Source organism: Bacillus sp. 11C (genome assembly GCF_055486375.1).
Window position 1 is genome coordinate 1 of sequence record NZ_JBUPVZ010000002.1, and the last position, 23,796, is coordinate 23,796.

Here is a 23,796-nt window from a genome sequence, read left to right on the forward strand (position 1 = left end):
AAGTCTTTCTTTTATTTTATTACACGTGAATGGGTATTTTAAGGAAAAAATAAAGACTGTCGAGATTTTCTCGACAGTCTGAAGCCCCTTAAAGGGGGCTTGCGTAAACTTTATTCATCTTCATATAACTGATAAACCCTTTTCAGCCTTTCTTCAAGCTGTTCAAAATGTACAAAACGGGCTTCTCTCAGAAACTCAGTTCCATCAATGAACAAAAGAAGCACAGGGACAGTGAAGACTGAAAATCTGCCGGCGACCTCTTCTACATCGTCAGCATTGATATGCCCCAATGTGATGTTTGGAAACTGATCCAATAATATTCTGAGCTGCGGCAGAACTGCGTGACATACTGTGCAGCCGGGTCTTGATATATAGATAAAACTAAATTGATGCTGTTTGATAAAAATCTCTATAGCATCTAATGAATGTAATTCTGTCATCTCTTTCATCAATTTACTCCTTCAAATTGGCCTGTCTTTCATGACCAAGCTCATTGATACGTATCATTCACTATACACATTTATATTTTTTATATCCGCTTTTTTGCTTTGCAGGGTACCCGCAAGTTTGCTTGAAAATCCCAAAACAAAAGAACAGTTACCGCTTGCCAGTAACTGTTCTTACATACTTGCGTATTAAAAATGCAAAGCGTAAGCCCCTGAACCGATGAGTGCAACCCCGATGGAGACTGCAATCAGTACCAAGTTATATTCAAAACCGCCTGCGCCATTCGCAAATCCTTTCGCTCCATGGACTTTTACGATGGCACCTAACATAATAATCGTGATGATAGCAGCTCCAAGCGGGAGGAATACACCTAAAATAAATAGAATTCCGCTTACTAATTCCCCAAGACCTGATAAAGCGGCCGCGACGTTACCTGGTTTAACCCCAATTGACTCGAACCATTGTCCGGTTCCTTTAATCCCGTATCCGCCAAACCAGCCGAATAATTTTTGTGATCCATAAAACAGAAACACCACACCAATCATTATACGAATAAGTAACAATCCTGCATCTTCCATTTTTATCTCTCCCCTTCTTTGATTTCATCTGATTCTTTGCTGACATTGCCACCAGTAATCATCAATTGAATATATGTTTTTTTATTTTTTATGTGTCAAATCAATCTAATTCTCTCACTTCAAACGGCAGCAGCCCTTGTTCAATTTGTGTTCGATGCGGTTCATATTGCACAGGCAGCATCAATTTTCCGCCCATTGTTTCTTGTGATTCATCGTGTGCAAAGCCCGGTGGATCAGTTGCGATTTCAAACAGGATTTCTCCATGTTCTCTGAAGTAAATCGCATTAAAATAGTTTCTATCCCGAACAGGAGTTACACCGTATCCGTGAGACGCAATATATCTTTGCCAATCTAATTGATCTTCGTCATCGTTAGCCCGCCAAGCAATGTGATGCACCGTGCCGGCTCCCATTTGTCCGCGGCCAATAGGCGTTACTTTAAGGTCAATCACATTTCCGATATCACCGACAGAACGATAACGAATGAAGTCTCCTTCCTTGCCGACTCGTTCCATCCCCATGATGTTTTCTAACAGTTCACCTGTTTTGTCAGGTTGTGCTGATAACAGGGTTGCACCTCCGAAACCTTTGATGGCAACATCACGTGTTATATCTCCAAAAGTCCAAGTATTACCTTCTCCTTCTTCTCTTTCCACGATTTCTAAGTGCAGGCCGTGCGGATCATCAAATTCTACATATTGTTCTCCAAAGCGCTCGATTTTTGTGTATGGAACGTTGAATTTCTCAAGTCTCTTTTCCCAAAAAGCGATAGCCCCCTTCGGCACGACATAAGAAGTCACGCCAACTTGCCCGTCTCCAATGATGCCTTGGCGGGCCCCCGCCCACGGGAAGAAGGTGATGATGGTTCCCGGTTTCCCGCCTTCATTCCCAAAATAAAGATGATACGTACCTGGATCATCAAAATTGACGGTTTTCTTGACCAATCGAAGCCCCAGCACTCCTGCGTAGAAATCTGCGTTCTCTTGAGGGTGACCGACAATTGCTGTAATATGATGGATTCCCATCGTTTTTTTAGCCATATTTATCCGCTCCTTTACGTTTATTATTTAGATATACTCAACAAACTCATTCACAGGCTTCCGGTAGCCGCGCGGCCTCCTGCTCTCTGTTTTTTCTTTCCCAATTGTCATCATCATGACAACTTCAAATTGGTCATCTATATCCAAAATACGTTTCACGGCTTCAGCATCAAACCCGATCATAGGGCAGGTATCCCAGCCTTTTTCCTTAGCACTCAGCATAAACATCATCGCAGAAAGTGAAGCATTCCTTATCGCCTCATCTCTCTTAAATGGTTCTCCCCTGTTTTCATAAAACGAAACGGTGTCTTGAACCATGTGATCATACTCTTGCTTATTTAATACCCCCAACACCTTTAATCCTTCATAGATGTCAGCCGCTTGCTGATATGCCTGCTTATCCCCCAATACCAAAAGAACCGCAGATGAGCTAACCACTTTATATTGTCCGTTTGCCGCCTGCTTCAGCTTTTCTTTTACATCCGGGTCAAGCACCGTCACATATTTTGTATGCTGTAAATTAAAAGCCGATGGAGCCAATGAAACCAATTCAAACATCTCATTGAGTTCTTCTTTTGTGATTGGATGATCTGGAAGGAAGTTGCTTGCAGATCTTCTTTCATGGACTAGCTGTGAAAATTCAGCCAATTACGATACACTCCTTTATATCTCGAATTCGAGATATTATTTTATAAAAAAACACATTGCATATCATTTAAAAGAACAGACAATGCTTGTGACATCTCTTCATTATTCAACAACACTCAGGTTTGCACTTGATCGTTAATATCTTATCTCGAATTAAAATATCTTGAATATGAGATAATAATAAAATACGGATGGTCTAATGTCAACAGGTTTTTAAAAATCAGGTGGGAATTTTTCACTGAAGCAAAATTTTATTTGATGAAAATCACAGCTTGTTACACAATACGCATTGGTTTTCTCTGTTAGCTTTTAGCCCGGCTCCAACTTTTTTTCTGCCACCTTATTTATTAGTAAACAGGAAACAACGTTGCTATAGACCCACTCGAAATTCAGTTGGTATGATAAGCAAAGTGATTTCACAAGAAAGGGTACGTTGAGTGAATAACAAGCACTCCTATTTTTTGTGCAGTTTTACAGGAGGAAAAAATGGCAAGTGAAAGAGAACAAATAAGCAAAAAAGTTGCTTTGATTGCATTAATAGCCAATCTGATCTTAATGGCCGGAAAGGTCTTTTTTGGCCTTATAGGCGATAGTGATGCCGTTTTTGCAGACGGTATACATTCCGCAGCGGATGTCGTTGCTTCGATTGCTGTTCTGGCAGTGATCGGTATTTCCAATAAACCGCCTGATCAAGACCATCCGTTTGGTCATGGAAAAGCTGAAGTCATTAGTGAGGCGATTGTAGGAATTATCTTAGTGATCGTATCCGTTTATATCCTAATAGAAGCGATTCTGTCCTTTGTTGAAGGGCCAAGCGTTCCACAATACAGCGCATTGTTTGCAGCTCTGATTTCATACGCAGCTAAGCAGATCTTATATCGTTATTCCATCAAGAAGGGGGAAAAATGGAACAGTAAAGCGATTATAGCGATTGCATACGATCATAAAGGCGATATCGTTGCCTCTCTCGCCGCTTTTATCGGCGTCCTATTGGCGATTATCGGGAACACCTGCGGATGGACTTATTTGTTGTACGCCGATGCAATTGCCAGTGCGATCGTGGCTTACCTCATTTTTAAAATTTCAATGGAATTAATCAGGCCGTCTGTTGATGTTCTCATGGAGAAAAGTGTTGATCCCAAGCTGATAGCGGAATATAAAGCGATTATTTTTGAATGTGATCAAGTAAAACGAATCGATAGAATCCGCGCGAGAGAACATGGCCACTATAAATTGCTTGATGTGCGTTTATCTTTAGATCATGATTTGACGATTAAGCAGGGACACGATATTGCCCGCGAAATCCGAAATGAAATCAAAAGACAGTTTCCAGATGTGGAAGAAGTGCTCATCCATGTGAACCCCTATTTTGAAGAGTAGAAAAGCTTCTTTCATAAAGGAGCCAGGCTGGCGAGGTTTTCTCGACAGCTTTTTTTGAATTTCAACCATACAATATATCGGATTGATATCTATCCTCAGCCCCTAACCTGATTTTGCCGCAAACTTTACCTTTAGGCCTCTGCCATCATATATAATGTGGGATATATATAAAGAGTTCACCAATCAAAGAACAGAAAGGTTGATAGAATGAAGAAATTTTTTTCGATTGGAGAAGTTTCAAAGTTATTCAATGTTAAAATCTCTGCTCTTAGGTATTATGATGAAATCGGTCTTTTGAAACCGGAATATAAAGACGAGCAAACAAACTATAGATACTATTCCACCCAACAGTTTGAGCGGCTGGATACCATCAAGTATTTGAGGGCTTTAGGCCTGCCAATCAATAAACTTCTTGATTTTTATAATTCTCAAAATACAAACACTCTGATTCATTTACTGAAAAGCCAGCAAACTGAAATTGATCGCAAAAAGAGAGAATTGGAACGCATCGAGAAAAAGATCTCCCGCCGCATCATCCAAATAGAAGATGCCGTTCACACGCCGTTAGATCACATTTCAAAAATCAAACTTCCCGCCTTACGTGTGGCTTATTTACAGCATGAGTATGTTCTCGGCCATGATATCGAACATTCATTAGCAGAATTGAGAACCCGCCTGAATGTAAACGAGGATATCTTTATAGGCAAGATCGGTTTATCGATTTCAGCAGCACATGTAAAAGCAAATCAGTTCGACAAATATTCCAGCATATTCATGATCCTTGAAGATGAAAGTGAAAACACTTCATCAGAAACCATTTTTCCTTCAGGAGAATATCTGCAAATGAGGTTTAAAGGATCACATTCAGAAGCCGAACCCTATTACAAAAAGTTGCTGGCATATATGAAAGAACATCAGTATGAGGTAGCAGCTGACTCAATTGAAATCACACTCATCGATTATGGAATTACGAATCATCTAGACAACTATGTGACTGAAATCCTGCTGCCAATCAAATCAATCTCATGAATATGTTTTCAATCTCCCTTGACTCTCTACTAACTTGAGGGTTTATTTTTTATACAGGAAGCGTTATTGGAGGAGAAAACTTATGTTTGGAACCATTTTCAACACAGTTATGATCATTGCAGGAAGTGTCATCGGAGGATTATTTAAAAAAGGCATTAAAGGCGAATACCAGGATATCCTGATGCAGGCAATGGGGTTCGCAGCTGTCGGACTGGGGATCAATGCCCTTACACAGCATTTGCCTGATAGTAAATATCCCATTCTATTTATCGTGAGTTTAGCTCTCGGAGGATTGCTTGGCCAGAGCATCAATCTGGAATTGCGGTTCAACAAGCTGGTGAACAAATTCTCTAAAAGTAATTTAGCGGAGGGGTTATCAACTGCGATCTTATTATTTTGTATAGGTTCGCTGTCCATATTAGGCCCTATTGAAGCCGCGCTGAATGAAAATTATACGTATCTCCTGACAAACGGGATGTTAGATGGGATTACCTCCATTGTGCTCGCTTCGACATTTGGTTTTGGAATAGCAGCGGCTGCCATTGTGTTATTTGCCTGGCAGGGCTCCATCTTTTTATTTGCTAAAGTAATGGAGAGCGCAATCAATACAGACCTTATAAACGAAATCACAATTGTGGGAGGCATACTCATCCTCAGCTCAGGGTTAAGCATTCTGGGAATCAAGAAATTTAAAACGCTGAATCTGCTGCCCTCCCTATTGATCCCGCCTTTTGTCATTTTCATGATTCATGTATTTGGATTGCGGTTTTAATGGCGATCTTCAAACACACGCTTCAAGGAAGGGGACAATGCCGCAAAATAGAATCTCTCTAAAGAGGCTCTATTTTGCGACACAAACCAACCCTAATGCGGCAGTTTTCGGACAGCAGCTCGCTTCACAACACGCGCACAAAAAATACCAAGGTAAGATAACCCTTGGTATCATGATGAAAATGGCCTGTAATTCTTACAACAAAAGAAATCACTTTATGTGCTTTAAAACGTTCCTGAATTCCATGCCACTGCCTTAGCCCCCGTTCTACATTCGCAATAGCAAGGATGTCTTATTATGCGACCGGCATCAGACAGATTATGCTCAGTCACCGGAACCAGAAGCCGAATACCTCACAAGAATTAAATCATTCGATACTGTCCTCTGTATGGTTTTTTCACCTCTGGGTGCATTTTCATTAAAGTATTCATAAATGATGTCATATTAGAAATGTGTGCACCAGTTTCCATCTCAATCTTTCTTTTCAGTTCCATACTGCTTATTGGTTTATCCTGCTGCTTTAAAATGTTTAACGCTGCTTCACGAGAGGCTTTTGCTCCAGCTCTGCCCTGCCTTCTTTTTTTCTGCTGGATTGGCTTTGATGTGATATGAGATGGCTTTACATCATTTGCTGCTTGTTCAACGAGCGTGACTGGCGATGGGCGCTTCTTTTCTTTTTAGACCGTTCTAATGCTCTGAAGCGCGAAAAGATTTTCTCCCGCTCCAGCTGGAACTCACGAAGTATCGACATTTCATGTTTATCTATTTCTGCTAATCTCAAACACAAAGCTTCTCTTTGATCAGCCATCTTCTCCCCCCAATTAAGCAGGCGGACAAGAGCTTTATTCCACCTGCAGATCTGAGTGATCGTTCAACTCTTTAGTACCGTGACCAGGGAAATCAAAATATCTATGAAGATGAGTGCGTTGGTAATCCTATATTAGCTTTAAAACAGCGCTTATCACGACTTTTTAGTTCGGGACATACTTAGTATATAACCGCCTATTCCCCCTATAATAGCTGGAATCAGCCATCCCAGCCCTATGCTGTACATAGGAAGAATCTGAGTGAAAACGCGATTCACTACTTCAATTTTCACCCCAGCTTCATTCAAACCGTCAAAAAGGCTAATGATAAACGTGAACAGTAAACTGCCCTGATATACTTCAGCCTTCCCTTTAAATACAGAATGTAAAAACGTTAAAAAGATTAAGGAAATCGCGATTGGATACATCGTCATTAAGACAGGCATGGACACTTTAATGAGCTGTGTTAACCCTATATTTGCGACAAGCGTACTAAACACCGCTAACATGACAGCAATTTTTTTATACGAAATGGTCGGAAATAATTCATGAAAAAAGGAAGAGCATGCTGTAATCAGTCCGACACTTGTTGTCAGACATGCGACTGTGATCATTAAGCCCAAAAAGACGGAGCCATAGGATCCGAAATAATAGGATGAAACAGTAGACAAAACCTCGGCTCCATTGTCTAAAAGCCCCAGCTTTTCAACACTGGAGGCTCCCATATATGAAAGGGCAGTATAGATAAGAGCTAAGAGTGTCGCAGCAATCGCAGTGGCTTTTGCACAAATTATGACCAGCTGTTTTTTGGTGGCAACACCTTGTTCTTTAATTGCATTCACAATGATGATTCCAAAAACAAACGCTACAAGGGCATCCAGAGTCAGGTATCCTTCCTGAAAGCCTTTAAAAAACACATGTGATGTATACCCTTTTGATGGTGCTTGGATTGTTCCGATTGGATGAACAACAGCTACCACTACAAGCAATCCGATAAATGTCAATTTAATTGGCGTCAAAAATTTTCCGACTACATCAATGATTTTTGTAGGGTTGAGTGATAACAGACATGCAACTGTGAAAAATAAAATTGTAAATATGATTAATGGAACAGGGCTTGCATCATCTGATAAAAAAGGTTTCACTCCAATTTCAAACGATACGTTCCCTGATCTCGGGATTGCGAAAAAAGGCCCGATTGCCAGATAGAGAATCGTCGTAAACACAATTCCAAACACCGGATGCACACGGCTGGCTAACGATTGTAAATTATGTTTACCTGAAAAAACAAATGCTGTCATTGCCAGCAATGGCAAGCCAACTCCTGTTACTAAGAAGCCAGCATTTGCGATCCATACATTTGTTCCAGCCATTTGACCAAGCATAGGCGGGAAAATGAGATTTCCTGCTCCAAAAAACAATGCAAATAGCATTAATCCTATAATGATGACATAGGAAGAAGAAACTTTCTTTGACATGATAAATCCTCCGATTACCGTAAATACTTTTTTAAATGACCAGCAAACATTGCAGCTGCTATTTACATTGGCACGGCGTTGACTCTAAAATCATAAGCTTGTGCCAGTTTTACATATTTTTATCAAGTTCAATAAAATCATGATCATTTCGTTCGATAGGCTCCCATAGCTGGGTTCAGACTTTTGCCATGCAAGATTCTTGTTCGATAGAATCCTGTGCAATCATTGCATCTTCGCTCTGTCACAGGACCCCGGGTTTAGCCGGCTGAATAAATTGACGACTGCGCATGTTCATAGATTTGATACTCTTCCATTTTCTTATTCACCATTCCCCTTTGATTTTCACAAGCCTAAATCGTTCCAAAAACCAATATACCAGAGCCATAAGGACAACGGTTCCCCCCGCTATGAATAGAAGCACTTTTTCTTTCAAAAGTGAAGCAGTGCCCCTAGAAATTGTATATACTTCGGTGTCGGTTTGCCAGACGGGAAATCATGAATGGGAGGAACCGAATCAGCATTGTGCCCAGCACGACCATAGCGCCTACACTTCACATACGATCCAAAAATACCTCCTATCGCTGCTCCCGCGACCTAATATATTAAGCAGCGTCATAAAAAACATAAACCAGCCCTTGTCTACATTGGCTGGAACATTAGCTGTATAATTGATAGAAAATGATTCATCGCACATTCCGAAAAACAGATGAAGTTTCTTCTTTCCAGTCCACCTGTACTTATCCAACATGGAAATTTCATAAAACAAATGCCAGGCATTTACCATTAACGTCAAAAAAAAGAGCATTCATCGGGTTGAACGCGCCCAGCAAAAAATGGGCGGCAACAAACTCTTATCGATCCTGCAAATATAATTACACTCATGATGACGGATAAATTGCACTACATCCTAAAGAAGGCATCACTATTCCATAGTTCCCAAAATAAAAACCCGGCAAAAAACGGAATCGTATACGAGGAAGACCGAACGAAATGCAGCCCCGATTTGATTTCTTTTTGTCATAACATTCACACCTTGCAACATTTTATCTTAAAGTACCTTATAAAATCCATATAACAAACAAGATAATTGTATGGATTACAATTATCCTTTGTATATTAATAGAGAACCCTGCTGCTCACCTTTAGAAACCATTCGTGTGAATTTAGACAATAGAGGCACAAATATCTAATGTCTTGGAAGCCTGAAAGAAAGGCATTAAAGCGCCCATTTTCATCCAACTTTTCTCTAATCTCGTTTGAATATCGCAATAAAGTCTTTCATACCTACTGAATCTTACCACAAAAACAGACAGTTTTAGGACGAGCATAAAGCCGGCAGTTTATATGTAAAATCAAAACAGCCATATAACATATCACCAACGATATGTTATATGGCGAGCATAAAATGATTTCTTGATGTCTATTCTTTATAATTCAGCAACCTTAGCGCATTTAAAATCACAATTATTGCAGCACCTGTATCACTCAATACAGCAAGCCAAAGTGTAAGCCAGCCAGGAAAGATAAAAACTAATGCTATGACTTTAATCATGATGGAGAACCAAATATTTTGTTTAATAATAGCTAAAGCTTTTCGGCTTAACTTCATTGTATGAGGAAGTTTATCAAGATGATCTGCCATTAAAATAATGTCTGCTGTCTCCATTGCAGTATCGGTTCCTGCACCTCCCATAGCAATACCTAAATCAGCTGCTGCGAGTGCGGGAGCATCATTGATGCCGTCTCCAACCATTGCTGCCTTATGGCCCTCTTTTTGTAATGTCTTTATAGCCTCTACTTTCTCTTCTGGCATTAATTCTGCAAAATAACGATCCACATTAGCTTCTGATGCAATCACTTTTGCAGTTCCTTCATTATCCCCGGTCAACATGACTGTCTGTTTAACTCCGCTTTGTTTTAACGCTTGTAAAGCTGAAGCTGACGTTTTCCGTATTGTGTCAGAAACAGCGATCATCCCGATGATTTGATTTTGGGTTCCGATTATAACGGCTGTCCTGCCTTCGTTCTGCTGTTCTTGAATATATTGTTTTGCATCCTTTATATCTGCATTCATTTCTTCAAACAGCTTAAGATTGCCTGCGTAATAAATATCTCCTTGAATGGCCGCTTGAACGCCTTTTCCTACGATATTCTTGAATAACTCGCCATGTTTAGGCTGGATCCGTTTTTCATAGGCATAATCGACAATCGATTTGGCGACAGGATGCGCAGAGTGATCCTCTAATGTGAAAGCGATCGAAAGCAATTCTTCCTCAGATAGGTGCAACGCCTTAATGTCAGATACTTGAGGCTTTCCCTCAGTTAATGTTCCTGTTTTATCAAATGCCACAGCAGTGATTGTTCCAGCAGTTTCCAAAAACGTTCCGCCTTTTATTAATACACCATTCTTTGCAGCGTTACCGATAGCTGATACGATGGCAACAGGTGTAGAGATCACTAAAGCGCAAGGACATGCTACAACGAGAAGTTCAAGCCCTTTGTAAAACCACTCGCCCCAAGTGCCAAATCCAATGAGTGGAGGAAATACCATGATTGCTAATGCAAGAATAAACACAACTGGTGTATAAATACTTGCGAATTTATCTATAAAGGCTTCTGTTGGCGCTTTTTGTTCTTGCGCTTCTTCAACCAAGTGTATAATATTGGAAATTGTTGTATCCTCAATCAACTTCGTGACCTTGATTTCAAGGGAACCATGTTCATTGATAGTCCCAGCATATACCGCATCTCCAATTTGCTTATCTACGGGGATGGATTCTCCTGTTATCGGAGCCTGGTTGACACTGGATTCGCCCCGGGTGATTTCACCATCTAATGGAATCTTATCACCTGGTTTAACAACGATAATATCACCGATGGTTATGTCTTCAACTGGTTTTTTCATCAGCTCCGAACCAACTTGGACCCAGGCTTCTGATGGTGCCAATTCCATAAGATGGTGAATGGAATTTCTTGTTCGTTCAATTGACTTCGTTTGCAGGTAATTACCAAGGGCAAATAACCAAACAACTGTAGCGCCTTCAAGCCATTCTCCGATGAAAGCCGCTCCAATCGCTGCGGCTGACATTAAAACATTCATATCAAGTGAACGGCTTTTGATTGCATAATATGCACTTTTAACAGGTTTATACCCGCTTACCGCCATAGCGATAAAGTAGAGCGCTGCCGACATCATGGCAGGCATTCCATAAAAGGAACCGATAAAACCAAGGGCGATGAGTACACCAGATAAGATGACTACACGCTGTTCATTTTTGTTTTTCTGTATCGATTTCTTACCTGATTGCAGGGAAGCTTGATAGCCAATTTTTGAAACCTCATTGATAACATCTTTGACACTGCCCGAATGTTCAATTTTCATTTTTCCAGTGGAGAAATGGACAGTGACATGTTTAACGGAAGGAAGACCATTTAAATGGTTTTCAATACTCTTAGCACAACTGCTGCAGTCCATTCCCTCAATATCAAACGTTTTGGTGTCCCCTTGATGTAAAGGTTCAATAGAAAACCCTAGTTTTTTTATTTCACTGGCAATTGGGTTAAATGCTTCTTGGCTGCTTGCTGCCACTTGCATTTTCGCAGTACTGTAATGAACCTTTACATCAGCTATATCCTTTAATGTACGCAACCCTTTTTCAATTGTTTTTGCACATGCAGGACAATCCATCCCATGAATCCTGTATGACCTCTTCTCCCCGGAAGGAAGAGGGTTCGAGAGTATCTCTGTTTTCTCTACTGTGTGCTGCTCTTTACTGCCGCAGCAGCTTGTTTTTGCTGAATGATTCTCTGCGGGTGATTTGCTCTGACAACAACTTGATTTACCTGTTTCTTTCGATGAATGGCTGCTGCAATTTTTCTCTTTATATTCAGTTTCTTTAGTAGAACGACAACATTTGTCAGCCAACTCAATCCTCCTCATCTATGTGACGTTCACAACAGGCAACATCATGTTGAACATCTTGGAGAACAACATCGAACATGGTTAATAAATCCCGAATATGATGGTTTTTCACACTGTAATAGCAGTATTTTCCTTCATTCCTTCCCACAATGATTCCGCATCCTTTTAAACACGCAAGGTGCTGGGAGATGTTTGACTGGTTTCCTTTAATTTCTTCTACAATTTGAGAAACCGTTTTTTCCTGATTTTTGATGCTTTCAAGAATTTGAATTCTTGTTTTATTAGAAAAACCATGAATGAGCTTCACTTTCATATCTAAATCGATATTTTGCAATTGCATGTATTCTCCTCCTCACATTAGAAAATCCTAATATGTTTATTATCATATTAGCAATCCCTAATATGTGTGTCAATTAGGCAATCATCGTTACCTCTTTTCATCACAAAAAAGCAGATCTCGCAAAAGATCTGCTTTCTATTACATGATTTGTTTCTTTTGTTCCTGATCGATCTCCGGCTGAATTTCCTTCGTGAGTTGATGCCCTTCTATATCTACATTCGGAATAATCTTGTCTAGCCATTTTGGCAAATACCAGGCTGCATTCCCCATCAGCTTCATGACACTTGGAATCAGTGTCATTCGTACAATAAATGCATCAAAGAGCACACCAAAGGAAAGAGCCAACCCGTTGGCTTTAATAGAAGCTTCACCAGCAAAAATAAATCCTGCAAAAACGAATATCATGATCAGACCTGCTGCGGTGACAACAGGACCGCTGTGTTTTAATCCAGCTTGAATCGCTTGGACTGGATTCTTTGTTTTCACATATTCTTCACGCATTCTGCTTACAAGGAATACTTGATAATCCATGGCTAATCCAAACAGTATCCCAATAGATAAAATCGGCAAGAATGCGAGTATCGGCCCTTTTTCAGGTATTTTGAAAAAGTCGATCAGATTCCCGTCTTGCAGAACAAATACACAAATCCCAAGAGTGGCTGTCATCGTCAATATAAATCCTGCAACAGCAACAAGAGGCACAAGCAACGAACGGAATACGATTGTCAGCAATACAAACGCAAAACCAACAATGAGTACAGCAAACACCGGTATCGCATCATTAAGGCGGTCTGAAATATCAATATTCACTGCAGTCGATCCAGTAACGAGCAAATCTACCCCGTTTTTATCTGATAAGCTGCGTACATCCTTTACCAAATCCTTCGTTGTTACATCATTTGGACCTGTTGTAGGAACTACCGTAATGATGGCAAAGCTCCCTTCTTTATTAGGCCTTGCAGGAGTGACACTTGATACATGGTCTAGTTCCTTTATTTCTTTCACTGCATCTGTGAATGCTTCCGCCTTATTTCCTGTCACACTTGTGGCGTCCGCTACGATTGTTAACTGGCCATTGAATCCTTTTCCAAATCCATCGGCAAGTAAGTCATAAGCCCGGCGATCTGGATTATCCTTCGCTTTCATCCCTGCATCAGGCAAGCCCAGCTCCAAATGCATAGATGGGCTACTAATGACGAGCAAAATGAGAATGCTACATACACTTAACATGATAGGATTTTTTGTGACAAAGCGTCCCCAGACATTTGTTTCAGAGCTCTGTTTTTCTTTTTTCTTGTTTGCTTTCGGAACCATCCGTTTCCCCGCTATCGACAAGACGGCAGGCACAAGCGTGATTGAAGCGAGAACAGCCATCAGTACACTAAGTCCTGCTGTCAGCCCCATTGCGGACATAAAAGGAATGTTAACAACCGTCAATCCGCAAAGTGCGACGATAACAGTAAGTCCGGCAAAAACAACTGCACTCCCAGCTGTTCCTGTAGCTCTCGCAATTGATGCATTTTTTTGTATACCTTCGCCTAAAAACTGGCGGTGTTTCGTAAAAATAAATAAAGCATAATCAATCCCAACCGCAAGACCAATCATTCCGGCTAATGAAAGACTGACGGAAGCAATATCGAATACCTGTGTCCCAATCAAAACCAGTCCAATGCTTACACCTAATCCAATGAGTGCAGTTAAAATCGGCAAACCAGCTATTAATAAAGACCCGAATGTAATGGCTAAAACGACAAAAGCCAGGATAATGCCGACAATTTCAGACACTCCGCCTATCTCCATTTCGGCTCCCGGTACATCTCCGCTAAGTTCAGTTTGTAGTCCCTCATCATCAGCCATTTTCAAACTGTCTTTTAAGTGTTTGATAGAGTAATCTTTTATATCATCTGCTGAAGATTTATACTTGATATCAGCATAGGCAACCGTGCCGTCTTTCGCGATTGTTCCTGTCACAAAAGGACTTGCGATCGAGTCAACGGAATCATCTTTATTGATTTCCTTGAACGTATTTTCGATTGCTTTTTTGGCTGACTCTGCAGTAAGTTTCTCTCCATCTTCAGCTCCGAAAATCACCCGTATGCTCCCTTTATCAGGGCCGTGAGGAAATTCTTTATTAATGACATCCATCGCTTTTTCCGAAGGTGTGTCAGGTATAGACATATCCTCAGAAAAACTTGGTTTTAACGTGATTGCAAGGCCTATCGATGCAACTAACACAACGATCCACGCACATATGACTTTTACGCGATGGCGAGCAACCCATCCTCCTAATTTATATAACATTCTTGACATGATAATCTCCTTTCAACACATTGCTTGATCACTTTCTCATTGTAGATGACAACGAAATAAAAAAAACGTACATTCGGGCATGTACGTTTGGGCAAATTTCAAATATATGATGTTATTCGTCTAATGTCAGAATGCCTCTTTGCATGGCAATCGTCACTGCCTCAGTTCTTGAATTCGCGCCTAATTTATTGTAAATGGACGTTAATCTAGACTTTACGGTTCTCTCAGAGACACCCAAATCAAAGGCGATCGCTTTGCTTTTAAAACCTTTAGCAATGGCTTTTAGAACAATGACTTCCTTTTCTGTCAGCTGGGTATGACTGTTCTGCTTCTTCATCCGCTCCAATTGGATTTCTTGCAGACGTTTTAAGATATCAGGCTGCAACAGCACGTTTCCTCTTATTGCTGCATCCATTGTATGAAAAAGGGTTTCTGAACTCGTATCCTTCAACAGATATCCTTTCGCACCTAGTTCAATTCCTTCAATCATTAAATGATCTTCATTATACGTAGTCAAAATAATGATAGGGATGTCGTGTTTTTCTTTGATTTGTTTAATGGCTTCTAACCCGCTCATCTCCGGCATATACAAATCCATGAGAATAATATCCGGTTTTAGTTCATCTGCAAGGCGGACTGCCGTTTTGCCATTTTCGGCCTCTCCTATGATGGTGTAGTGATCATTCGTTTCAATTAAAAGCTTTAGACCTTCCCTCACGACAAGATGGTCATCAACGATTAAAACCTTATTCATCTTGCATCTCTCCCTGAATTGGTACGGTAATCTCAATTTGTGTTCCTTTAGATTTTGTACTCTTTATATTGAAATGGCCTTTCATTGCTCTGACGCGTTCATATATGCCGAGAAGCCCATAATGTCCTCTCTTTTTCTTGCTCTTTTCAACATCAAATCCTTTGCCATTGTCCTTGACAGTTAAATGGAGCCTCCCCTTATCATCATCCCAAATGGATACCGATATCGATTCTGCTTCAGCATGCTTTGCTGCATTCGTTATACATTCCCCAATGATGGAATAACAGTTTTCAGCTGTACGAACGTCTAACACCTGATGTAATCTGTAGTCTAAAAAACCGCCCATGCCTGTCGACTCTTGAAAATGATCCATTAGTGAGGTAATTCTTTCTTTTAGAAAACCGATTTCTTCTGATTTGCTGCGCAGATCGTCAATCGCTGAACGCGCGTCCGCTAATGTACCTCTCACTCTTTTCATCGATTGTTGGATGATTTCTTTTGCTCTCTCTGTATTGCCTTTCGTGAGATGAACATGAATAGCATCCAGCTGCATATTTAAACTGACTAGCCCTTGAGCAAGCGTATCGTGTAAGTCCCGTGCCATACGCTGTCTCTCGTTTTGCAGCGTCAGCTGTTCGACCTGCTGATGAGCCAGCTCCAGCCTTTCAAGAGTCAGCTGCGCTTTTATCTTTTCATCGACTTGGGCAAATAATGTAGCAGCATAAGTCATAATCACGATCATAATAGGTACGGCAATGACAAGAAAATGCAAATATTCACCTTTGTGAATCTGATGTGGTACATTGATTGACAGCAGAAGCAATAAATAAAGGATGAGGAAAGCCCTTCTTCTGTCTGCCATTCCTGCAATCTGTCCAATCAAAAATGCATAAAGGCCAATGATGATCAGCACTAAGAAGCCAGTCATAACATTAGCCAGTATAAAAGTGATCAAACCTTGCAGCACAAAATATAGAATGACCCTTTTCTTAACCCAGCGATATGAATGCCAATGCAGCAAAGCAAAAATGGCGGTCAATACTGTGAACACATGAAGCAATAAAATGGACCAGCTCCCATTAAGAAATTGCAGCACGATAGAGGCTACATAGATCATGAGAATAAAAGCCATTCCCGGAACTCTGAGTGCAAGCATATTTAATGCCCGTCTATCATGTGAGTAATGATTTTCTTTGAAAGGATTCCTAATCAGCAAATCTCATCCACTTCCTTTAACAGTTTAACCGAACAGAGACTAACGAAAATCGATCCCATTTCATTAACGTGCAACAACCATTTATCCAATCATTTTATAGGAAGAGAATGAACTCAACAATACCAAGTGCACTGCACCATTAGATGTTCCCAGCATATGATCATTGCCCAAACGTACATAAGCGTTCTGCCTTTATGTACGTTTTATCTTTTCAAATGTACATTTAAAATAATAAAGAACTCACTATTCATTGAAGGAATGATCATTATTGAAATCACTTGATCTCACTATTTTATCATTAAAAAGAAAAGGCATCCGAACTGAGAAAGTGTTAAAAAATCAGTGCCTTGATCAATTAAGCAAGGTGAACGAAAAAACAGACAAGCATACAAACAAAAATGCTCAATCCAAGAGACCGTGTAAAGAAAAAGAGGAATGAATATGTATTGGTTTTTAGGTGCTTTATTATATTTTCTCATCGGTACTTGTATATTCATTGGAGTTAGTAGAGACAGTCATTCAGGCTCATGGATACTCCTTGCATTAGCAGCTCCACTCATCATTGTTGGCTATCCTTACTTTTATTCAAAGCAGCTTCTTGCCAAAAGATAATGAAATAGCCGCCATACAAACTGCACATTGGTAAAATGATCAATGTCGGGATACAATTTATGTATCTTAAGGAAAGGAGTCTTGCCTTATGAGTCAAAGAGTGTCTTATTATGATGCTGCACCTGAAGCTATGAAAATAATGATGGATATGGAGAAATATACGAAACAATCTTCAATTAACCGAACTACGAGAGAGCTAATTAAAATTAGGGTTTCTCAGTTAAACGGCTGTGCTTTCTGCATAGATATGCATACTTCCGATGCTCGCAAAATGGGCGAAACTGAACAGCGAATCTACTGTTTACATGCTTGGAGTGAATGTGATTTTTATTCACCTGCAGAGAAAGCAGCGCTTGAACTATCTGAACACATCACGCTCATTTCTTCTAAAAGGGTTCCTGATGAGTTATATGATCGAGTGCGGGAACATTATGATGAAAAGCAATATGTTGACCTTGTTCTCATCATCAATCAAATAAACAGTTGGAATCGAATTTCAATTGCAATGGGGAATCAAGCAACTTCAAGATAATAAGAAGGAGTAAGACTTATAATGAATCTTACTCCTTTTTTCTCATTCTCTAATATTCACTTTAAAGTACTTCTCAAATGCGGTTTTCCCGCTTGGTGTAACCCTAATGGCTCTCGTTTTCGGCATACGAACGATCCATTCTTCTTCTAGCATGCGCAGCAATAGAGCGTTTCCTAACGCTCCTGCAATATGATGCTGCCGCTCACTCCAATCCAAACAGCAGCGTGCAAATGCTCTCCTCTTGTTTCGCTGCTGCTCTTCGTTGATGCCTAAATTTGAAAAGAACAAAGACCCCTCTGAAGTCACCTCAAAGTCTAAATCGGCTTTTTTTAACATCCCCTGCTCAACCAGTGAATGAGTGATTTGCACGCCCACATAACCTGCCAAATGATCATAACAGGTGCGGGCGAAATGCAAGTCACTTTTCTCTTTTGAATCTTTTAAAGATGTGACTTTGGCTTTAGGGGCAATCAGAAGCAATTGCTCAATCACGTTTGCTGCATCTGAGTCAGACAATCTGTAATACCTATGTCTTCCATGCTTCTCTACGCTGATCAGCTCTTCTTCAAGCAATTTTTTCAGGTGAAAACTTGCGGTTTGAGGTTTAATGTTAGCGAGATATGCAAGCTCTCCCGCAGGGTGTATCCTTCCATCCATTAGGGTGAGTAGAATGGCAGAACGCGAGGGATCAGATAACAATGCAGAGATTTTTGCGATATTAGGATTCATGTTTTTCCTCCTTACATTCATATTTCGATGATAGTTGAAATGTTAAACCTTTACAATATGAATGTCATGATGACAAGGAGGAATAAGCGTTGGACATTGAAAAACAAGACACTCTTCATTTTAAAGAAATCAAACCAAAAATCATGTATTATGGCACCTCAACATTTCTGCTTACGACATTGAATGAGGATGGTACCACTAATATTAGTCCTATGTCTTCTTCTTGGGCTCTCGGAAACTATATTGTCCTTGGAGTAGGCCTAGGGGGAAAAGCCATTGAAAACTTAGATAGACACAAAGAATGTGTCATAAACTTGCCTGGCCCGGAATTATGGGAAAATGTTGAAAGAATTTCATCTTATAGCGGAAAAAAGGATATACCGCATTTGAAGAAACAGCTCGGGTTTACATATCAAAAAGAAAAATACGAATCAGCAGGGTTAACACCTTTACAATCAAAAACAGTTTCACCAACACGCATTAAAGAATGCCCGATTCAAATTGAAGCCGAAGTCAAGCATATTCGGATTCCTGAATATGACCCATCATTTGCGATTGTAGAGACGCAAGCATTACATTTTCACGCCGAGGAAAGTATCATATTGAACGAAAATCATATCGACCCTTCAAAATGGAGTCCCCTTATCTATAATTTCAGACATTATTTTGGATTAGGAAGAGAAATAGGAAAAACCTTTCGTTCAGAAACATGACCCTTTTTAACGTTTATAGACCAAGCTTGTGACTTGGTCTATTTTGGTATCTATGGAATTATCCTTTTTACCGCACAACGCATTCATAGACCCTCATGGGGTGCACTTCATTTTAGTTCTTCTTCATCACGATTTTCCAGAATAAAAAATAGAGTATTCGATTATTTTCTTAAAGCCTAATTTAGCTGCTAGTGTAATGGACGAATTATTGCAAACATCACAATCCCAACTAGGAATAATCCCATGTTTCAGACCATATTTTATAAACTCACTTCCCACACCATAAGCTAAACCCATGCCTCTGTAATCTTCAAGTGTATAGATATCCATTTCTGCACGATTATGACCTAAAAATATAGAGGTACACTCACTAACAACATGATTGCCATGTAATACGGCAAATCCAAAACCTTTTGAAGAAAAATGTGAAACAGAACCCCAGTACTCCTCATAATATGCTTTGTTAAATTCCGTGCTGTTTGAGATGATGTCTTCGTCTATCTTTTTTAATACAAACCCCTTTGGAAGTTGTAATTCCGTTATAGACGGTTTTTGCTGAAAAGAAAATGCGACTCTTTTCATTTGATTCAATTCGTCTTTCAGGATTGTTTTCATTACTCTGTCCCATGTATCGCTAGAACTAAACAAGGTAAATCTTTTTGTTGATTTCGCTTGTTTTTCATAATATTCAGCAATGAAATCATTAAAATCTTGATTCCCCTCTTCTCCCGCAATAAAGTAAATTCCTGATTCAGTCCCTATCAAAAATGATTTAGGGAAGTTGTGGTCATCTACATAAACAACTCCCGGAATCGTTTGTTCTAATATTGAATAGACAAATGTTGGGCAAACTTTTTCATGAAACCTTGTTTTTAAGCCTTTATATTTTTCTTTTGTTAACTCCTGCAAACTGACAACTCCTTTAAAACAGCGTCTCCTTCATGATTCTGTTTAAAAATCAATTTTCCTCTTTCACAAGCTAAATAACTTTCCTTTTAAAGCGGACAGTTCACGGATCACAGTCAAGTTAAACCAAAAAACAGGTGTCTGCATTCAGCTCGCAGACACCTGTTTTTCATTTTTTCATTACACGCTGAGTATATCTATTTTATTCCCCAGTTTCAGCAAACTGTTTTAAGCGGTCTCCAATTTCATCACGGACTCTTTGGAAAAACGCCCACTTTTCTTCATGTGTTCCTTGTGCTTTTGCCGGATCATCAAATCCCCAATGCACACGTTTTACATGCGGAGGCGTCATTGGACATTTGTCAGCTGCATCACCACAGAGAGTAACAACCAAATCAGCCTTGTTTAAAATGTTCGGATCAATCATATCCGAGGTTTGATTGGAAATATCAATCCCTGCTTCTTTCATCGCTTTGACAGCATTAGGATTTAATCCATGAGCTTCGATTCCTGCGCTGTACACGTTCCACTTGTCTCCAAGGTATTTTTTCCCCCACCCTTCAGCCATTTGACTGCGGCAGGAGTTTCCGGTGCATAAAAAGTAAATTGTTTTCTTTGACATGTTAACCTTCTCCTTTTTGAAACATTAATGGATGATCATCAGCCAAATATACAGGCCGACAAGTGTAATAAATAATGTTGGGATTGTCAGAATGATTCCTGTTTTAAAATACGTGCCCCAGGAAATCTTCACACCTTTTTGTGAAAGGACATGAAGCCATAATAGTGTCGCCAAGGAACCAATCGGCGTTATTTTAGGCCCTAAATCTGAACCGATGACATTTGCATATATGAGCGCTTCTCTCATCATCCCATGTGTATCTGTGCCGGCAATAGCCAATGCATCAATCATGACAGTCGGCATGTTGTTCATAACAGAAGAAAGAATCGCCGCGATAAAGCCCATTCCAATCGTACCCGCAAACAACCCTTGGTCAGCCACGGCTTGAATCACATCTGAAAGGACATCTGTCAGCCCAGCATTACGGACACCGTATACAACAACGTACATGCCAATCGAAAAGAACACGATAGCCCAAGGCGCTCCTTTCAGCACTTTTTTTGTATGAACGGCTGGGCTCTTTTGTGCAGCAATTAAGAAAAAGATGGCAATGATGCCCGCTACCACTGATACAGGGATAGATAAAAATTCGCTGGCAAAGTATCCAATTAACAACAGTCCTAAGATATACCATGATAGTTTGAACATCTTTTGGTCTTTTATTGCTTCTGCAGGTTTTTTAACCTCAGTCAGATCATAACGTTTTGGTATGCTTTTTCTGAAGAAAAGGTAAAGTACAATGATACTCGCCAATAACGAGAACAAGTTAGGGACAATCATTCTGGATGCATAATCAATAAACGTAATATCAAAATAGTCCGCTGAAACGATGTTGACCAAATTGCTCACAACTAACGGAAGCGAAGTCGTATCTGCAATAAACCCGCTGGCAATGATAAAAGGAAAAACTAATTTTTCATTGAAATGTAATGCTCTGACCATCGCTAATACAATCGGTGTCAATATAAGGGCCGCACCGTCGTTTGCAAATAATGCGGCGACGATAGCTCCTAATATAGATACATAAATGAACATGCGCACACCGTTTCCTTTTGCAGCCTTTGCCATATGAAGCGCTGCCCATTCAAAGAAACCGATGTTATCAAGGATTAACGAGATAATAATGATGGCCACAAAAGCCAATGTCGCATTCCAAACAATACCTGTCACAGTTAACACATCATGAAAATTGACAACTCCGGCTATTAGAGCCAAAACAGCTCCTCCACAGGCTGACCACCCGATAGACAAGTTTCTCGGCTGCCATATGACCAATACTAAAGTTAATAAAAATATGGATAACGCCAAAATGACTGAAGTCAATCTAATACCTCCTTATTGGCAAGACGCTTGAGTTTCCCTTTGTTTGATGTGCAGTAACAATTCGTCCTCCTGATCGATTTGATGCAAAATCAATTGCAATGTATCAAACTCGGGGCATGATTGATTGATTGAATAGTACCGCCATTGCCCTCTTCTGTCCTCGTTCACAAATCCTGCGTTTTTTAATTTTCGCAAATGCTGGCTTATGGCTGGCTGACTCATGTCGAACATATCAACCAATTGACAGACACAATATTCTTTTTCAAAAAATAATTTCATCATCATCAGCCTTGTTTGATCACTAAGTATTTTTAAACAGCTAGTCATTGCTGCAACTCCTATTTTTGTATCAACAGTCAAATGAACTCCTCCTTTAACCCAATATATAATGAAATCATAATATATTGGCCCAGTGATCAGACACCCCAATAAAAAAGAGGCACTATCCGTACATAAAAATGAACATTAAGTTTTTCACAACGTCATTATATAAGTTTTCACTTATATAATCAATCGTTTATATTTACCTAAACAAGAAAAAATCCTGCTTGATGGGAACAGGATTTCAACAAATCATGAGCAAACAGCTTCATAAGGCTCGTCAAAACATATGATGGCTGTTTTGCCATTCGTCACTCTTTTTTCTAATGATGATTGACCCTTCTAAAATTGCTGCCCTTCACTTCAGCTACGTCATATACGGTAACAAAGGCGGTTTTATCAATTTCATTAATAATTTCCTTTAGTTTGGTTTCTTCTAAGCGGTTGATGACACATGTGATTTCTTTGAATTTCTCATGGGAAAAACCCCCGTAAGCTTCTTTATATGTGGCGCTTCGGCCTAATTGATCACGTATGGTCTCTACCATCAATTCAGGTTGGGTTGTAATAATTTGAAACATTTTAGAACCGCTTAAGCCTTCCTCCACGACATGAATGACTTTGGATGCAATGTAGTAAGCAATGACTGAAAGCAATGCTCCTTGCAAACCAAATACGGTGGAAACAAAAATAAACACAAAAAGGTTTAAGAATAAAATGAGATCGCTCGTTCCGAATGGCAGTTTTCGGGATAACAGCACAGCAAGCATATCAATTCCATCTAATGCGCCGCCATTACGCAGCGCCAACCCCATTCCGAATCCAAGGATAATCCCGCCGACAACGGTTATCAACAAAGTATCCCCTTCGATGATGGCTGGAGTGTGGTGCATAAAACTTGTACCCGCGGCAAGTGATGCGATTCCGATAATTGATAATAACGCAAAGCGTTTTCCAATTTGCTTATATCCTAACCAGACAAACGGAATGTTAATAGCAACAATCAGAATCCCCAGCGGTAAATTGAATAGCTGTGACCCAACAATGCTGAGGCCTGTCACCCCTCCATCAGATACGCTGTTTGGAATGAGTACCGTTTCCAGTCCATATGCCGCTATGATTCCTCCGATTATGACCATGATGACTTGCAGGATGATTTTCGCTTTAAATTTCTTATGTTTTTCGTTTGTATTCATACCATTCCTCATTTCAAATATTTTTTATATTTAAACTATACCATAATAGATTTTTCTGGCTAAAAACATGCTTTTAAAAGTATTCGTCAATCATTTCTGTAAGCAGGCTGCTGATACCACTCT

25 protein-coding genes and 2 pseudogenes are annotated in these 23,796 nt (G+C 39.9%); 7 read left to right on the forward strand and 20 right to left on the reverse strand.

The window, feature by feature from the left end:
- Positions 1–110: 110 nt before the first annotated feature.
- The 4 genes from ACY3LV_RS02595 to ACY3LV_RS02610 form a co-directional block, all read right to left on the reverse strand.
- Entirely contained in the window at positions 111–449 is a 339-nt protein-coding gene (locus ACY3LV_RS02595) for a thioredoxin family protein (RefSeq protein WP_464863352.1), read from the reverse strand.
- A 186-nt stretch (positions 450–635) separates the two neighbouring features.
- Entirely contained in the window at positions 636–1,025 is a 390-nt protein-coding gene (locus ACY3LV_RS02600; RefSeq protein ID WP_087993565.1) for a DoxX family protein, read from the reverse strand.
- Between the two features lie 100 nt (positions 1,026–1,125).
- Positions 1,126–2,064: a ring-cleaving dioxygenase gene (locus ACY3LV_RS02605; RefSeq protein WP_464863353.1), complete on the reverse strand. Its 939-nt coding sequence runs from the start codon at positions 2,062–2,064 to the stop codon at positions 1,126–1,128.
- Between the two features lie 27 nt (positions 2,065–2,091).
- The gene (locus tag ACY3LV_RS02610; RefSeq protein WP_464863354.1) at positions 2,092–2,712 is read right to left on the reverse strand and encodes a nitroreductase family protein; all 621 of its coding nucleotides are present in this window, start codon (positions 2,710–2,712) and stop codon (positions 2,092–2,094) included.
- Between the two features lie 486 nt (positions 2,713–3,198).
- On the opposite strand from ACY3LV_RS02610, the gene mneP reads away from it, so the two are divergent.
- The 3 genes from mneP (at position 3,199) to ACY3LV_RS02625 (ending at position 5,893) form a co-directional block, all read left to right on the forward strand.
- A complete protein-coding gene (gene mneP, locus ACY3LV_RS02615) occupies positions 3,199–4,092 on the forward strand; it encodes a manganese transporter MneP (protein ID WP_464863355.1) in 894 nt (297 codons plus the stop codon).
- 207 nt (positions 4,093–4,299) lie between these two features.
- On the forward strand, positions 4,300–5,121 hold the full coding sequence (locus ACY3LV_RS02620) for a MerR family transcriptional regulator (protein WP_333561129.1): 822 nt from the start codon (positions 4,300–4,302) through the stop codon (positions 5,119–5,121).
- A gap of 82 nt (positions 5,122–5,203) precedes the next feature.
- A complete protein-coding gene (locus tag ACY3LV_RS02625) occupies positions 5,204–5,893 on the forward strand; it encodes a DUF554 domain-containing protein (RefSeq protein ID WP_333561130.1) in 690 nt (229 codons plus the stop codon).
- Between the two features lie 362 nt (positions 5,894–6,255).
- Here ACY3LV_RS02625 and ACY3LV_RS02630 read toward each other — a convergent pair whose 3' ends face one another.
- The 10 genes and pseudogenes from ACY3LV_RS02630 to ACY3LV_RS02675 all read right to left on the reverse strand — a co-directional run bounded on the left by ACY3LV_RS02630 (position 6,256) and on the right by ACY3LV_RS02675 (position 16,719).
- A complete protein-coding gene (locus ACY3LV_RS02630) occupies positions 6,256–6,387 on the reverse strand; it encodes a Rok-like winged helix domain-containing protein (protein WP_464863356.1) in 132 nt (43 codons plus the stop codon).
- 125 nt (positions 6,388–6,512) lie between these two features.
- Positions 6,513–6,701 carry a hypothetical protein gene (locus ACY3LV_RS02635; RefSeq protein ID WP_464863357.1) on the reverse strand — a complete coding sequence of 63 codons (189 nt, stop codon included), beginning with the start codon at positions 6,699–6,701 and terminating at the stop codon, positions 6,513–6,515.
- A gap of 153 nt (positions 6,702–6,854) precedes the next feature.
- Positions 6,855–8,177, reverse strand: coding sequence for a branched-chain amino acid transport system II carrier protein (gene brnQ / locus ACY3LV_RS02640; protein ID WP_464863358.1), 1,323 nt, complete (start codon positions 8,175–8,177; stop codon positions 6,855–6,857).
- A gap of 438 nt (positions 8,178–8,615) precedes the next feature.
- Positions 8,616–8,716, reverse strand: a pseudogene (locus ACY3LV_RS02645) (branched-chain amino acid transporter AzlD); the annotation flags it as partial.
- Positions 8,712–9,219, reverse strand: a pseudogene (locus ACY3LV_RS02650) (AzlC family ABC transporter permease); the annotation flags it as partial. The pseudogenes ACY3LV_RS02645 and ACY3LV_RS02650, both read right to left, overlap by 5 nt.
- A 378-nt stretch (positions 9,220–9,597) precedes the next feature.
- Positions 9,598–12,117, reverse strand: coding sequence for a heavy metal translocating P-type ATPase (locus ACY3LV_RS02655; protein ID WP_464863359.1), 2,520 nt, complete (start codon positions 12,115–12,117; stop codon positions 9,598–9,600).
- Positions 12,104–12,439 carry an ArsR/SmtB family transcription factor gene (locus tag ACY3LV_RS02660; protein ID WP_187441519.1) on the reverse strand — a complete coding sequence of 112 codons (336 nt, stop codon included), beginning with the start codon at positions 12,437–12,439 and terminating at the stop codon, positions 12,104–12,106. The genes ACY3LV_RS02655 and ACY3LV_RS02660 overlap by 14 nt, the downstream gene beginning before the upstream one ends.
- A gap of 138 nt (positions 12,440–12,577) precedes the next feature.
- The gene (locus tag ACY3LV_RS02665; protein ID WP_333561134.1) at positions 12,578–14,749 is read right to left on the reverse strand and encodes an MMPL family transporter; all 2,172 of its coding nucleotides are present in this window, start codon (positions 14,747–14,749) and stop codon (positions 12,578–12,580) included.
- Between the two features lie 112 nt (positions 14,750–14,861).
- The gene (gene ydfI, locus ACY3LV_RS02670) at positions 14,862–15,503 is read right to left on the reverse strand and encodes a two-component system response regulator YdfI (RefSeq protein WP_148963098.1); all 642 of its coding nucleotides are present in this window, start codon (positions 15,501–15,503) and stop codon (positions 14,862–14,864) included.
- Positions 15,496–16,719, reverse strand: coding sequence for a sensor histidine kinase (locus ACY3LV_RS02675; protein WP_333561135.1), 1,224 nt, complete (start codon positions 16,717–16,719; stop codon positions 15,496–15,498). Before ACY3LV_RS02675 ends, ydfI begins: the two co-directional genes overlap by 8 nt.
- A 268-nt stretch (positions 16,720–16,987) precedes the next feature.
- Between ACY3LV_RS02675 and ACY3LV_RS02680 the strand changes: the two genes are divergently transcribed.
- The 3 genes from ACY3LV_RS02680 (at position 16,988) to ACY3LV_RS02690 (ending at position 17,863) form a co-directional block, all read left to right on the forward strand.
- Entirely contained in the window at positions 16,988–17,158 is a 171-nt protein-coding gene (locus tag ACY3LV_RS02680) for a hypothetical protein (RefSeq protein WP_148963096.1), read from the forward strand.
- Positions 17,155–17,331, forward strand: a complete 177-nt coding sequence (locus ACY3LV_RS02685) for a hypothetical protein (RefSeq protein WP_148963095.1) — start codon at positions 17,155–17,157, stop codon at positions 17,329–17,331. Before ACY3LV_RS02680 ends, ACY3LV_RS02685 begins: the two co-directional genes overlap by 4 nt.
- Positions 17,332–17,419: 88 nt before the next feature.
- Complete coding sequence (locus tag ACY3LV_RS02690; protein WP_333561136.1) at positions 17,420–17,863, forward strand: carboxymuconolactone decarboxylase family protein; 444 nt, start codon at positions 17,420–17,422, stop codon at positions 17,861–17,863.
- A gap of 42 nt (positions 17,864–17,905) precedes the next feature.
- Here ACY3LV_RS02690 and ACY3LV_RS02695 read toward each other — a convergent pair whose 3' ends face one another.
- A complete protein-coding gene (locus ACY3LV_RS02695) occupies positions 17,906–18,592 on the reverse strand; it encodes an ArsR/SmtB family transcription factor (protein WP_464863360.1) in 687 nt (228 codons plus the stop codon).
- Between the two features lie 89 nt (positions 18,593–18,681).
- On the opposite strand from ACY3LV_RS02695, the gene ACY3LV_RS02700 reads away from it, so the two are divergent.
- Positions 18,682–19,305 carry a flavin reductase family protein gene (locus tag ACY3LV_RS02700; RefSeq protein ID WP_464863361.1) on the forward strand — a complete coding sequence of 208 codons (624 nt, stop codon included), beginning with the start codon at positions 18,682–18,684 and terminating at the stop codon, positions 19,303–19,305.
- 126 nt (positions 19,306–19,431) lie between these two features.
- Here the strand turns inward: ACY3LV_RS02700 and ACY3LV_RS02705 are convergent, their stop codons facing one another.
- The 5 genes from ACY3LV_RS02705 to ACY3LV_RS02725 form a co-directional block, all read right to left on the reverse strand.
- Entirely contained in the window at positions 19,432–20,214 is a 783-nt protein-coding gene (locus ACY3LV_RS02705; RefSeq protein WP_333561137.1) for a GNAT family N-acetyltransferase, read from the reverse strand.
- Between the two features lie 199 nt (positions 20,215–20,413).
- A complete protein-coding gene (gene arsC, locus ACY3LV_RS02710) occupies positions 20,414–20,833 on the reverse strand; it encodes an arsenate reductase (thioredoxin) (RefSeq protein WP_464863362.1) in 420 nt (139 codons plus the stop codon).
- A 24-nt stretch (positions 20,834–20,857) separates the two neighbouring features.
- Positions 20,858–22,156 (reverse strand): arsenic transporter, encoded by a 1,299-nt coding sequence (locus ACY3LV_RS02715; RefSeq protein ID WP_464863363.1) that lies wholly within the window; start codon positions 22,154–22,156, stop codon positions 20,858–20,860.
- A gap of 12 nt (positions 22,157–22,168) precedes the next feature.
- Positions 22,169–22,483: an ArsR/SmtB family transcription factor gene (locus tag ACY3LV_RS02720; RefSeq protein WP_464863462.1), complete on the reverse strand. Its 315-nt coding sequence runs from the start codon at positions 22,481–22,483 to the stop codon at positions 22,169–22,171.
- Between the two features lie 317 nt (positions 22,484–22,800).
- Positions 22,801–23,673, reverse strand: a complete 873-nt coding sequence (locus ACY3LV_RS02725) for a YitT family protein (RefSeq protein ID WP_333561140.1) — start codon at positions 23,671–23,673, stop codon at positions 22,801–22,803.
- Between the last annotated feature and the right edge of the window lie 123 nt (positions 23,674–23,796).